Raw genomic sequence first — 11,585 nt, forward strand, 5'->3', positions numbered from 1 at the left:
CTTACTGCACGAACCTGCCTGTGTCAGAGGCCTCGCCATATTCTACAGTCTCAAAGGCGCCGCCGTCCTTCTTGACCATCGTGCACGTGCCTTCAAAGAGAACGCCTTCATCGATTATAAGCGTCGGGGTCTTGATCTCGCCCGTCATCCTGCCCGGGGCCCGTAACTCTACACGCTCTGCCGCCTCCACCTTGCCCTTTACCGTGCCTGTTATTATGACGGTGGAGGCACTTATCTCGCCTTCGATATACCCGCCGTCGCCGACGACAAGAGAGCCTGTCGGGGCCGAGATATCCCCCTTAAAGCTCCCGTCGACGCGCATCGTCTCCTCGAATATGAGCCTGCCTTCCATGGCGACACCCTTTCCGATAAAGCCGGCTATCACGCCGACCTTCTTCCTCTCTTCTTTCTCCTTTTCCCTTCCGAACATGGCAAACCTCCATCTGGAATGAGGGAACATCATAATGACAAAAAACAATGATGGAAAGGACCCCGGTCACATCACGCCGTAACCGACCTCAGAAGGTCTATTATCCTCTCCCTCTCGTCAGCGGAAAAATAGTTTATCTCTACCCTTCCTTTTCCCTTCTTGTCCTTGAGCGCTACCTTTGTGCCGAAGATACCACGGAGCTCATCCTCTACAGGGTTCGTTAAAGCTGCCCCTGCCCTCGGCCTCTTTGTCTTGCTCGCGCCCGGCGCGGCTGCAAGCGCCTCGGCTTCTCTCACTGAGAGGCCTTTGGTTATTATCTGCCTGCATAGCTCAGCCTGCGCGGCGTGCCCTTCGATTGAAAGAAGCGCCCTCGCGTGGCCCATCGTGATATTGCCCTTTACGATCTCTTCCCTCACCTCGTGCGGGAGCTTAAGGAGCCTCAGATAATTGGCGACCGTGGCCCTTTCCTTGCCGACCTTTTTGGCGACATCCTCCTGCGTAAGACCGAAGCCCATGAGGCTCCGGTAGGACTCCGCCTCTTCAATGGCGTTTAGCCCCTCCCTCTGGATGTTCTCGATGATGGCAAGCTCAAGGCTCTCTTCGTCGTTAGCGTTGACAACTATCGCCGGGACCTCTTTTAAGCCGGCCATCCTGGAGGCCCGCCACCTTCTCTCGCCAGCGATAAGCTCGAAGCCCCCAGAGACCGCCCTCCTCACTACAAGGGGCTCTATTATCCCCTTCTCTTTTATCGAGTCGGCAAGCTCGGTAAGCGCCGCCTCGTCAAAATATTTTCTCGGCTGGGTCTTGTTCGGGCTTATCTCATCGGACGGGCAGAAAAAGAACTTTTCGTTTGTAGCAACCGGTACGGACTTCTCTGGCGAGGCCTCTCCGATGAGCGCGCCAAGACCCCTGCCAAGGACCTTTTTCTTATTGAGCATAATAGCCCCTTTTAATACTTAAGTAATTGATTTTAAAGAAGAATTTCTTGATTCGGCCTCAAAGACCAGCTCCTTCGCAAGCTCCATATAGCTAACCGCTCCTTTTGACTGGATATCATAGAGTATCGCCGGTTTGCCAAAGGAAGGGCTCTCTGAAAGGCGCACGTTTCTGGGGATAACGGTCTTGAAGGCCTTCTGCCCGAAGTGCCCCCGGATCTCGTCCTCAACCTGGTGCGCGAGCTTATTCCTCGAATCGAACATCGTAAGGAGTATCCCCTCTATCTCAAGCCCGGGGTTGAGCTTGGCCTTTATGAGGTCTATGGTGCGGAGGATATCGCTTATGCCTTCGAGGGCATAGTATTCGCACTGAAGGGGGATCAAGACCGCGTCAGCCGCTACGAGCGCGTTGACGGTCAGGAGGCTCAGAGACGGCGGGCAGTCTATGAAGATATAATCGAAGAGGTCTTTTACCTGATTGACGCAGTCCCTAAGCCTGTACTCGCGCGCAGGGGCGTCTACAAGCTCTATCTCCGCGCCGGTAAGGTCTATGGATGATGGTACAACCTTAAGGTACTTAAGCTCCGTATTCTTGAGAAGGCCCTTTATATCCTCCTGCCCTATCATGGCATGGTAGATGCCTGAAGAGCCCCTTTTATCGAGCCCCAGACCGCTGGTGGCATTTCCCTGCGGGTCGAAGTCAATAAGAAGGACCTTCTTTTCAGCCACGGCAAGGGTAGCCGCGAGGTTTACAGAGGTAGTGGTCTTACCCACCCCTCCCTTCTGGTTTGCGACTGTGATTACCCTTCCCACATCCAGCTCCTGCTTACGTTTCCTGAGTTTAAAACATCGCGGCAAGTGATTGCAAGAGAAAAGAGCACGAGATGTTCCACGTGGAACATTTTTGGAAGATTATTTTCTGCCAAGGAGAGAAAACAGGGGTTGTGTAATGTTCCACGTGGAACATTACACCTTACGAATTACTACCAGGGTAGTCTTCCGGTCTGAGAATGGTACCGCTACCTCAAAAGACTCTGGCGGCAGGACACCTTTCATCACACCAAGCGCATTGATCTCTTCGGCCACAGCAGGGCCTTTCATGGCCAGGAGCATGCCCCCGGGCCTAAGATAAGGGAGCCCCAGGGTCATGAAGGCAGGAAGCTCTGTAAACGCCCTCGATATCACGCAATCGAACGAGCCTGCAAGCCTGTAGGCCAGGTCCGGGGCCTCTGCCCTCCCTGCAATCGCCTCAGCACCCTTTAGCCCCAGGGTCCTTATAATATGCTTCATGAAGTTGACCTTCTTCTCTACAGAATCCAGGAGGGTCAGTCGAAGCTCAGGCATGGCTATCTTCAACGGTATGCCCGGGAAACCCGCGCCAGCGCCCATATCAAGGACCGATCTAACCTCGGAAAAGAGGCCAAAAGGGGTGAGTGAATCAAGGAAGTGCTTGATTATAATATCTTTTTCGTCCTCTATGGCGGTGAGGTTTATCTTTTTGTTCCAGACCTTCAGCTCACGCAAATAGGTAAGGAATGCAGCTGCTTGGCTATCGTCGAGGGCTACGCCAAGCTCAAGGGCGCCTTTTTTGAGTAATTCGATCTGGTCCATGTTTTTCATCTTTCAAAGCACCATTGGGCATAGGGTGAAGCGAGCATAAGATTGGGGGCAGGGCGCAAGGAGGCCTTCGTCAGAAAGCCGATGTTCCACGTGGAACATCACCGGTAAGCCCCTATCTTCTTAAGATGTATCATCAGCATCGATATGGCCGCCGGGGTCACGCCAGGGATGCGGCTGGCCTGTCCGATCGAAGACGGCCTGGCCTTATGAAGCTTCTCCCTTATCTCGAGCGAAAGGCCGGATACGGCCTCATAGGTGATATCAGGTATCTTTACCCCCTCCATCTTCCTGAACCTGCCAGCCTCCTCGACCTGCCTCTTTATGTAGCCCTCGTACTTGGTCTCTATCTCTATAGCTTCGGCTATCTCCTGAGACACCGCGATATCATTGCGTGAGAGCGCAAGCACTTGCTTGAGATTCAAGCCGGGTCTCCTGAGAAGCTCCCTTAACGTAACCGATTTTTTTAGTTCGCCAGCGCCGATAGCCTGTAATTCTTTTGAGACCTCGGTGGTGGGGTTTATCCTGGCGGAGTCCAATAAATTGCCTATCTCATTGATTTTATTCTTTTTTTCTAAAAAAGCGGCGTAGACCGCGTCCCTGACGAGACCTGCCTTGAAGCCCAGCTCCGTCAAGCGCAGGTCAGCGTTCTCCTCCCTTAATATCAGCCTGTGCTCTGCCCTTGAAGTAAACATCCTGTAAGGCTCGCTGGTACCCTTGGTGACCAGGTCGTCTATCATGACGCCTATATATGCCTCGGCCCTGTCGAGGACCAACGGCGCCATCCCCTTGATCTTGAGGCTGGCGTTCATCCCGGCGATGAGCCCCTGAGCAGCCGCCTCCTCATATCCTGATGTTCCGTTTATCTGCCCGGCGAGGAACAGCCCCTCCACGGCCTTTGTCTCAAGGGTAAGCCTGAGCTGGGTCGGGTCGACATAGTCATACTCAATAGCGTAGCCGGGCCTTAATATCTCGGCCTCTTCAAGGCCGGGTATGGTCTTCAAAAAGGTCTTCTGCGCATCTATCGGCAGGGATGTCGAAAGGCCGTTCGGGTATACCTCGACGGTATCGTACCCCTCAGGCTCTAAAAAGACCTGATGCCTCTCCCGGTGCGGGAACTTTATGACCTTATCTTCTATAGACGGACAATATCTTGGGCCTACACCTTCTATGACCCCACTATATAGTGGTGAACGCCCCAAGTTCTCACGTATCACCCTGTGCGTCTCTTCATTAGTATAGGTGATATGACAGGGTAACTGCGCCCTTGTAAAAGGGGGCGAAGAGAATGAGAAGGGCCTCGTCGCCTCAAGAGGCTGCAATTCCTGCATCGATGTCCTGGAATAGTCGATGGACCGGCTGTCGAGCCTCGGGCAGGTGCCTGTCTTAAGCCTCCCGAGCTTAAGGCCTAAAGATGAAAGCGATCCGGAAAGGTGTGTGGCCGACTGGTCCCCTGCCCTGCCACCGGGGAAGCTGCTGAGGCCGATATGGATAAGGCCCATAAGGAAGGTGCCTGCCGTTATAATCACGGCGCGGGCTGAAAATTCCTCTCCTGTAGTAAGGCGCGCTCCGGTTACCTGTTGAGACCCGTCCGCTCCTGTAACAGTCATTATCGATTCGGCCACACCCTGCCTCAGGTGAAGTCCGGGTGTTGACTCCAACGCCCTCTTCATCCTCTGCCTGTAAAGGCTCCTGTCGGCCTGAGCCCTGGTGGCGCGCACAGCGGGCCCCTTGCTGTCGTTCAATGTCCTCATCTGTATGGCGGTGTCGTCAATGGCCCTGGCCATCTCTCCGCCGAGCGCGTCTATCTCCTTTACAAGGTGCCCCTTCGCTATCCCGCCAATGGCCGGGTTGCAGGACATCTGTCCGATGGTGTCGAGGTTCATCGTGAGGACGAGCGTGCGTAGCCCCATCCTCGCCGCGGCGAGCGCGGCTTCGCACCCGGCGTGCCCGGCGCCGACCACTATTATATCGTAACTGTCTTGAGCCATTTTTTCCTCACGCTATACTCGAAGACGATATTTTATATTAGAGTCGAAAGGGGTGTCAATCATAACGGGGTTTAAAGAGGAGGGCGGGCTCTTTGGATCTCGTTCACCTATTACTCTTTTCTCATGGCCTTCTTTTTGGTATAATCAATCACTTCATAAGAACGCCCCTGTGGAGCGGGGCTCAAGACGGCGTTGAACACGGTTTAAACATCCGATTTTAGGCGTTTTTAGGGTCAACCTGACGGATAGTCAAAGGAAACCAAATTAGATTGACAACCAACTAAAAAACAGTATACTTCCTTCTTATGCCAAAAACAGCCGATAAAACTAAAAAAGCAGTTAAGGCACCGAAGAAAGACGCTACGCTTGCCGCGGCTTCAAAGGCCCGCGCAGGCAAGGCTTCCGTGAAACCACCGAAAGAAGAGAAGCAGATGGCAAAGACAGGCACCAGGGCAGACACAGCAAAAAAAGCAGAGAAGCCTAAGGCAGGAAAGGTCCCGTTCAAAAAAGAGATATCGCAGAAGCTCCTTGATGCCAAAAACAAGATCCTTCAGGAGGTCTCCCAGAAGGTAAAGAGCGAAAGCAACGTCCTCAAGTTCGAGATCGGGGACATCTACGATATCGCGAGCAATGAACGCGATAGGGAGCTCGCGCTGATGCTCGGCGACCGCGACAGGGAAAAGCTCGCGGAGATCGAGGACGCGCTCGAAAGGCTCCGCGACAGCTCCTACGGCACCTGCGAGGAGTGCAGCGAACCGGTGGCAGAGGAAAGGCTCCGGGCCCTCCCGGCCACAAGGGTATGCGTCGAGTGCATGTCCAAGATGGAAAAAGAGATGAAGATAAAGGGCAGGTTCGAGGAGGAGACAGGCCTCGGCATCATGGAGAGGTCAGAGTCCGAAGAAGAGGAGTTCTAAATCCCCTCTTCCAAAAAAATATCAGAGCCGGGCCGCATGGCCCGGCTTTTTTCATTTGGCCCAAAAAAATTATGCCAAAGAAGAACCTTAAATACGCGATAGCCGCCGTAACGCTCCTTCTCCTCGCGCTCTCTTTTTTTCTCCTCAGAAAAGACGGCGAAAGCGTAACATACACGAGATCTGCCATGGGCACCGTCGTAAAGCTCACGCTCATGGATGGCGACCGGAACAATTTTGACCTGGCAGCCAGCTCCGCCTTCGATGAGATCGAAAGGCTCGAATACATCTTCAGCTCTTATAATCCTCAAAGCGACCTATCGAAGATAAGCAGCAACGCCGGGGCCGGCGCTGTAGAGGTCTCGCCAGAGGTCGTGGCGGTCACCAAAGAGGCGGTACGTGTCGCCCGTCTTTCAAGCGGCGCCTTTGACCCGACCGTGGGCGCGCTCGGTATCCTCTGGGGCCCCTCAGGCGAAAAAGGCATTGTGCCGGATGAAGAGGAGATAAAAAAGCTCCTCCCCCTCGTAGACTACAAGGAGATACTAATAGAAGGGGATAACAAAGTAGGGCTATCGAGGGCAGGCATGGCCTTGAACCTTGGAGGTGTCGCAAAGGGGTACATCGCCGGAAGGGCGGTAGATGTTCTCATGGCAGAAGGGGTCAAAAGGGGGATAGTCCAGGCTGGCGGGGATATGGTCGTATTCCAGGAGGATAACGTTTCGCCCTTCACCATCGGGATACAGCACCCGAGGGTCAAAGACGGGCTCATCGGGGAAGCTTACGTCTATAACGGCGCGGTCCCGACCTCAGGGGATTACGAAAGGTTCTTCGAGAAGGACGGCATAAGGTACCATCACATCCTCGACCCGAGGACAGGCTTTCCCTCAAAAGGGACCCAGGGTGTGACGCTCACGGCCAAAGACCCGACAACAGCCGACGCGCTTTCAACGGCGGTCTTTGTCATGGGCCCCGAAAAAGGCATGGAGCTGATCGAAAGGCTCGATGGCGTGGAGGGGGTCATAATAGATGAAAACGGGGTGGCGCGGACTTCGAGCGGGTTTACGGGAAAGATCTATTGACCTTCAGCTCGTTTAGCTGGAACTACCTCCCCTTGCGTCTTTTCCTGCACTATCTTCTTTTCCTCTTCCTGCTTCGCCTTATTCTGCCTCTGGAACTCGTCCACGGCCCTGTTGTGCTCCTTGAGGGTCCTTGAGAATTGATGGCTGCCGTCGTTCCTTGAGACGAAGTAGATAAAGTCGGCCTTCGCGGGGCGGAGCGCCGCGCTTATCGATTCCCTGCCGGGGTTGGCTATCGGGCCCGGAGGCAATCCGTAATGGCGGTAAGTATTGTAGGGCGACTTGATCGACAGGTGGCTTTTCCTGATATTGCCGTCAAAGCCGTTGATACCATATATTACCGTCGGGTCGCTCTGCAGCTTTATCCCCTTTTTGAGCCTGTTATGGAATACCGCTGAGATGACCTCGCGCTCTTCCGGCGCGCCGGTCTCCTTTTCTATCAATGAGGCCAGCGTCACCACCTTCCGCATGGACATCCCATGGCGGCTCGCCTCTCCCTCGAACTCCGAGTAGACCTTTATGAACCTGCCGGCCATGCGGGCTATCATCTCGTCGGTCTTCATCCCCCTGGTGAACTCATAGGTATCGGGGAAGAGATAGCCTTCGAGCGTCGGCCCCTCCACCCCGAGGGAGAGCGCAAGCTCCGGGTCCGTTGCCCTGGCCATGAAGACCTCCGGCTCGGCAAGCCCGGCGGTCTTCAAGACAAAGGCTACGTCCCTCAGGTTGTAGCCCTCCGGTATGGTGACGAAATATCTTTTTACCTTCCCCTTGACCAGGAGCTCGAGCACGTCGACAGGGGGCATATCAGTCGTGAACTCGTACTCCCCGGCCTTTACCTTCTTGTATACGCCGAGGATGCGGGCGGCGAGGCTGAAGCTTTCCGCGTCACGTATCACCCCGGCCTTCTCAAGGCCGTCGGCGACGAGCCTGAAGCTCATACCGCGCTCTATAGTCACGGTCCTTACGGCCTTTACGGTGGAAGGGGGCGTATAGAAGGTAATATAAACGTGCGTGGCGGCCAGAAAGACCGCGACTGCAAGGAGGATTATTATGGTCTCGATGTGCTTTCGCATGGACGGATGATGAGGCCCTACTCGACCCTTCTGCTGTCGAGATAGCCCTGCAGAATATAAGAGGCCGCGAGCTTGTCTACCACTTCTTTTCTCCTGGACCGGGAGATGTCGCCCTCGATCAGGACCCTCTCCACGGCAGCCGTGGAAAGCCTCTCGTCCCAGGTCTCAACCGGCATCGAGGCGCTCTCCCGGAGCCTGTCGACGAACTTGAGGACAAATCCGGTCTGGGGGCTATGGGTGCCGTCCATATTAAGGGGCAGCCCAGCCACAATTGTAGAGACCTCGTTGCCTGAAGCTAACTTTAGGACCGCTTCGATATCCTTTACGAAGGTAGTCCTCTTTACAGTGGTAACCGGCTGGGCCGTAAGCCCCACAGGGTCGCTCAAGGCAACCCCGATGGTCTTCTTCCCTATGTCAAGGCCCATTACCCTCATAGATCCCATTAGAAATATAACCTTTAAAGGCCTGTGCCTTCAAGGTAATTCTTGACTACCACCCGTCCATAACTGTAAAATATATCTCCATTTCAGCCGGGCGGTTAACTCAGCGGCAGAGTGCCACCTTCACACGGTGGAAGTCACAGGTTCAAATCCTGTACCGCCCACCATAAATCCCCCCAGACAATCAAATTTTCCGCGACCTGCCGTAACGTAACCTGCAAGGGCTTGACAGCTATGACCCAACCTGCTATATTGTTCATTATTTAATAGATTTCGAAAGTATGCAATCTTATCTATCTTTGGGGAGTGGGCCAATGTCTTCAAAAGAGATCTACGAGATACACGCAAGCATCTGCCAGTGCCTGGCCAACCCAAAGCGTCTTGAGATCATAAACACCCTGAGGGACAAGGAGCTTTCGGCGACCGATATAGCTGAAAAGATCGGGGTATCCAGCGCGAACGCCTCGCAGCACCTCGCCATAATGCGCAACAAGGGAATACTCAAAAGCAGGCGGGAAGGGGTCAGCATCTACTATTCCCTCGCGAATCCCAAGGTCATAACCGCATGCGACATAATGAAAGAGGTGCTTTTCGAATTCCTTAACGAAAAGCAGTCGCTCACGAGAAAAGTGAAGATCTGAAGGAGGTTTTTATGTCTCACGATTTTTCAAAAGAGTTCTTCGCAGCGTACCATGCCGCGGTCATCGAGGCCCTCGGAGAAGACACGGCAAAATATAACGCCAAGATAGGGGCCATACTCGCCAACGCCTGGCAAAAGAGACTCAGTGAGCTGCCAGCGGACCCGGCGGAGTTCAAGAAAGCCATCGAAGCCTACATGAGCGGGCCGTTCAGGTTCTCCGATATCGCAAGGTTCGAATTCAATGATGACGGCACGGCCCACCTGTATGTCAAAGGGTGCGACATCTGCAACGGCAACGAAATTCTGAGGAACAGCGGCAAGAAGGGCTCCTGTCCGATAAGCCAGATGGTCAAATCCGCAATGGGCAAAGCTCTCAAGACCGGGGTGGAGCTCACTGGCAGCGAAAAGCCCGGCCCGGTAGGCGAGTGCTACTTGAAGTACAAGATATCAAGGTAAGCTTTCCGTAACGCGCTTGATTTTAACCTGACCTGAAAGTGAACCGCCTCAGGAGGAGCTATGGCGAATATCGTAATAATAGGCGCTTCGACCGGCGGGCTTCCGGCGGCCTACGAGATGAAGGCCGCCCTCGACGCCAGCCACAAAGTGACCGTAATCTCGAATACGGATACATTTCATTTCGTCCCGTCGAACCCATGGGTTGCCGTTGGCTGGAGGACGAAGAAGGACATAAGCTTTCCACTCAGGCAGCCGCTTGAGAAAAAAGGGATTGAATTCATCCCAGAGGGTGCTGCCGCCATAGACCCTGTCAAAAAGAATATAAAAACCTCATCAGGCGCCGTCGTGCCTTACGATTACCTCATCATAGCTACAGGCCCGAAGCTCGCTTTCGATGACATTCCGGGCCTCGGGCCTGAGGGACACACCGTATCCGTCTGCACAGTGGACCACGCCGAAAAGGCGTTCGAGCGATACCAGAGATTCCTTGAGAACCCCGGCCCGGTGGTCATCGGTGCGGCCCAGGGCGCTTCATGTTTCGGCCCGGCTTACGAGTTCGCATTTATACTAGATGCCGACCTGCGCAAAAGAAAAATCCGCAGGAAGGTCCCCATCACCTTCATCACCTCTGAACCGTACATAGGCCATATGGGGCTTTCCGGCGTCGGCGATTCGAAAGGCCTTCTTGAGCACGAGTTAAGAGAGAGGCACATAAGCTGGCTTACCAACGCGAAGATAAAACGCGTCGAAGACGGGAAGATGGTCGTCGAGGTTTTGAACGAAGGCGAGCGGGAACTTCCCTTCGCATACTCGATGATAATCCCGTCCTTCAAGGGAGTTGACGCGGTAGCCGCCGTCGATGGCCTCTGTAATCCCAAAGGTTTTGTCGTGGTCGACAAATTTCAGAGGTCTCCAAAGTATCCGGACATTTACGCCATAGGTGTCTGTATAGCGATAGCTCCCCCGGAGGCGACCCCGGTCCCGACGGGCGTACCCAAGACCGGCTTCATGATAGAGAGCATGGTGGCAGCCACGGTCAGGAATATCAAGGCCTCTATTGAGGGAGGGCAGGCCTCGGCAATTGCGACATGGAACGCGATATGTCTCGCGGACATGGGCGACACGGGAGTAGCGTTCGTGGCGATACCGCAGATCCCTCCAAGGGATGTGACCTGGGCGAAGAAGGGCCGCTGGGTCCACATAGCGAAGGTCGGGTTCGAAAAATATTTCCTGCGTAAGATGAAAAAAGGCATAAGCGAGCCTTTCTACGAGACCACGGTTCTGTACGCCCTGAAGATAAAAAAACTCGAATAGACTATGGCAGCATGGGACCCGAAAAAATACGAGGCCTGGTATGAGACCCCGCTCGGGAAGACCTCCGACAGGCTCGAGCAGGATCTTGTCCTTTCTATGGCAGGCGTCAAGGAAGGTGAACAAGTCCTGGACGCTGGCTGCGGCACGGGAAGATATTCCATCGAACTCGCGAAAAGAGGGGCCATAGTAACCGGCCTGGACGCTTCATCCGAAATGCTTGAATGGGCAAGGGCCAAGGCCGGAAAAGCAGGCCTGAAAATCAATTTCATCAAGGCCGACGAGCGTAATGTCCCCTTCCCTGACGGACATTTTGACCTTGTGCTTTCCGTCTGCATGCTCTGCTTCGTAAGGGAAAGGGAGGCCGCGCTCCTCGAGATGAAAAGGGGCTTGAGGCCGGGCGGCAGGGTTATCATTGCCCTCCTTAACAGCCGCTCCCCCTGGGCCCTCTTGAGAAGGGCCAAGGGACTTTTCAGAAAATCTGTTTACAACAGCGCGGAATTCCTATCTCCGCGCGCCATAGAGGCTGAACTCAAAAGGGCTGGTTTTAAGGAGATAGAGACAAAGACCGGCCTCTTTTTTCTGCCCATAAATTCAAAAATATATCTCGCCTTCTCAGAGCTTCAGGAGCGGCTCGGGAGAAGCTTGTGCCCCAAGGCTGGAGCGTTCCTGGTTACGGTGGCAACAAAGGCGTAAGCCTGAATC

At 54.2% G+C, this 11,585-nt stretch carries 13 protein-coding genes and 1 tRNA gene; 7 read left to right on the plus strand and 7 right to left on the minus strand.

Going from position 1 to position 11,585, the window contains the following annotated elements; translation table 11 throughout:
- Position 1 precedes the first annotated feature (1 nt).
- From A2V21_307060 to A2V21_307080, 5 genes are all read right to left on the minus strand, one after another.
- Positions 2 to 430 carry a hypothetical protein gene (locus tag A2V21_307060; protein OIJ74042.1) on the minus strand — a complete coding sequence of 143 codons (429 nt, stop codon included), beginning with the start codon at positions 428 to 430 and terminating at the stop codon, positions 2 to 4.
- Between the two features lie 71 nt (positions 431 to 501).
- Positions 502 to 1,368 (minus strand): hypothetical protein, encoded by an 867-nt coding sequence (locus A2V21_307065; protein ID OIJ74043.1) that lies wholly within the window; start codon positions 1,366 to 1,368, stop codon positions 502 to 504.
- Between the two features lie 18 nt (positions 1,369 to 1,386).
- Positions 1,387 to 2,178, minus strand: a complete 792-nt coding sequence (locus A2V21_307070) for a chromosome partitioning protein ParA (GenBank protein OIJ74044.1) — start codon at positions 2,176 to 2,178, stop codon at positions 1,387 to 1,389.
- A 153-nt stretch (positions 2,179 to 2,331) separates the two neighbouring features.
- Positions 2,332 to 2,976 (minus strand): 16S rRNA (guanine(527)-N(7))-methyltransferase RsmG, encoded by a 645-nt coding sequence (locus A2V21_307075; GenBank protein OIJ75097.1) that lies wholly within the window; start codon positions 2,974 to 2,976, stop codon positions 2,332 to 2,334.
- Positions 2,977 to 3,083: 107 nt separating this feature from the next.
- Entirely contained in the window at positions 3,084 to 4,973 is a 1,890-nt protein-coding gene (locus A2V21_307080) for a tRNA uridine-5-carboxymethylaminomethyl(34) synthesis enzyme MnmG (protein ID OIJ74045.1), read from the minus strand.
- A 512-nt stretch (positions 4,974 to 5,485) separates the two neighbouring features.
- Here A2V21_307080 and A2V21_307085 point away from each other — a divergent pair.
- Entirely contained in the window at positions 5,486 to 5,887 is a 402-nt protein-coding gene (locus tag A2V21_307085) for a hypothetical protein (GenBank protein ID OIJ75098.1), read from the plus strand.
- A gap of 71 nt (positions 5,888 to 5,958) precedes the next feature.
- Positions 5,959 to 6,963: a hypothetical protein gene (locus A2V21_307090; protein OIJ74046.1), complete on the plus strand. Its 1,005-nt coding sequence runs from the start codon at positions 5,959 to 5,961 to the stop codon at positions 6,961 to 6,963.
- On the opposite strand, the gene A2V21_307095 is transcribed toward A2V21_307090, so the two are convergent.
- Positions 6,957 to 8,033: a hypothetical protein gene (locus A2V21_307095; protein ID OIJ74047.1), complete on the minus strand. Its 1,077-nt coding sequence runs from the start codon at positions 8,031 to 8,033 to the stop codon at positions 6,957 to 6,959. The genes A2V21_307090 and A2V21_307095 overlap by 7 nt on opposite strands.
- Before the next feature lie 17 nt (positions 8,034 to 8,050).
- A complete protein-coding gene (locus A2V21_307100) occupies positions 8,051 to 8,467 on the minus strand; it encodes a Holliday junction DNA helicase RuvA (GenBank protein OIJ74048.1) in 417 nt (138 codons plus the stop codon).
- Positions 8,468 to 8,565: 98 nt separating this feature from the next.
- On the opposite strand from A2V21_307100, the gene A2V21_307105 reads away from it, so the two are divergent.
- From A2V21_307105 to A2V21_307125, 5 genes are all read left to right on the plus strand, one after another.
- A tRNA-Val gene (locus A2V21_307105) sits at positions 8,566 to 8,640 on the plus strand.
- 147 nt (positions 8,641 to 8,787) lie between these two features.
- The gene (locus tag A2V21_307110) at positions 8,788 to 9,114 is read left to right on the plus strand and encodes a transcriptional regulator (GenBank protein ID OIJ74049.1); all 327 of its coding nucleotides are present in this window, start codon (positions 8,788 to 8,790) and stop codon (positions 9,112 to 9,114) included.
- Positions 9,115 to 9,125: 11 nt separating this feature from the next.
- A complete protein-coding gene (locus A2V21_307115) occupies positions 9,126 to 9,569 on the plus strand; it encodes a hypothetical protein (GenBank protein ID OIJ74050.1) in 444 nt (147 codons plus the stop codon).
- A gap of 60 nt (positions 9,570 to 9,629) precedes the next feature.
- Positions 9,630 to 10,883 (plus strand): pyridine nucleotide-disulfide oxidoreductase, encoded by a 1,254-nt coding sequence (locus A2V21_307120; GenBank protein ID OIJ74051.1) that lies wholly within the window; start codon positions 9,630 to 9,632, stop codon positions 10,881 to 10,883.
- Positions 10,884 to 10,886: 3 nt separating this feature from the next.
- Positions 10,887 to 11,576, plus strand: coding sequence for a hypothetical protein (locus A2V21_307125; protein ID OIJ74052.1), 690 nt, complete (start codon positions 10,887 to 10,889; stop codon positions 11,574 to 11,576).
- Positions 11,577 to 11,585: the final 9 nt, after the last annotated feature.

Source organism: Deltaproteobacteria bacterium GWC2_55_46 (assembly GCA_001595385.3).
Lineage (GTDB): Bacteria > Desulfobacterota > GWC2-55-46 > GWC2-55-46 > GWC2-55-46 > UBA5799.

Excerpts from the sequence above, each read along its gene's own strand:
- A2V21_307110 (OIJ74049.1), top strand. The coding sequence starts at position 8,788 with ATGTCTTCAAAAGAGATCTACGAGATACACGCAAGCATCTGCCAGTGC.
- A2V21_307060 (OIJ74042.1), bottom strand. The coding sequence starts at position 430 with ATGTTCGGAAGGGAAAAGGAGAAAGAAGAGAGGAAGAAGGTCGGCGTG.
- A2V21_307090 (OIJ74046.1), top strand. The coding sequence starts at position 5,959 with ATGCCAAAGAAGAACCTTAAATACGCGATAGCCGCCGTAACGCTCCTT.
- A2V21_307100 (OIJ74048.1), bottom strand. The coding sequence starts at position 8,467 with ATGAGGGTAATGGGCCTTGACATAGGGAAGAAGACCATCGGGGTTGCC.
- A2V21_307080 (OIJ74045.1), bottom strand. The coding sequence starts at position 4,973 with ATGGCTCAAGACAGTTACGATATAATAGTGGTCGGCGCCGGGCACGCC.
- A2V21_307075 (OIJ75097.1), bottom strand. The coding sequence starts at position 2,976 with ATGGACCAGATCGAATTACTCAAAAAAGGCGCCCTTGAGCTTGGCGTA.
- A2V21_307120 (OIJ74051.1), top strand. The coding sequence starts at position 9,630 with ATGGCGAATATCGTAATAATAGGCGCTTCGACCGGCGGGCTTCCGGCG.
- A2V21_307095 (OIJ74047.1), bottom strand. The coding sequence starts at position 8,033 with ATGCGAAAGCACATCGAGACCATAATAATCCTCCTTGCAGTCGCGGTC.
- A2V21_307125 (OIJ74052.1), top strand. The coding sequence starts at position 10,887 with ATGGCAGCATGGGACCCGAAAAAATACGAGGCCTGGTATGAGACCCCG.
- A2V21_307115 (OIJ74050.1), top strand. The coding sequence starts at position 9,126 with ATGTCTCACGATTTTTCAAAAGAGTTCTTCGCAGCGTACCATGCCGCG.
- A2V21_307065 (OIJ74043.1), bottom strand. The coding sequence starts at position 1,368 with ATGCTCAATAAGAAAAAGGTCCTTGGCAGGGGTCTTGGCGCGCTCATC.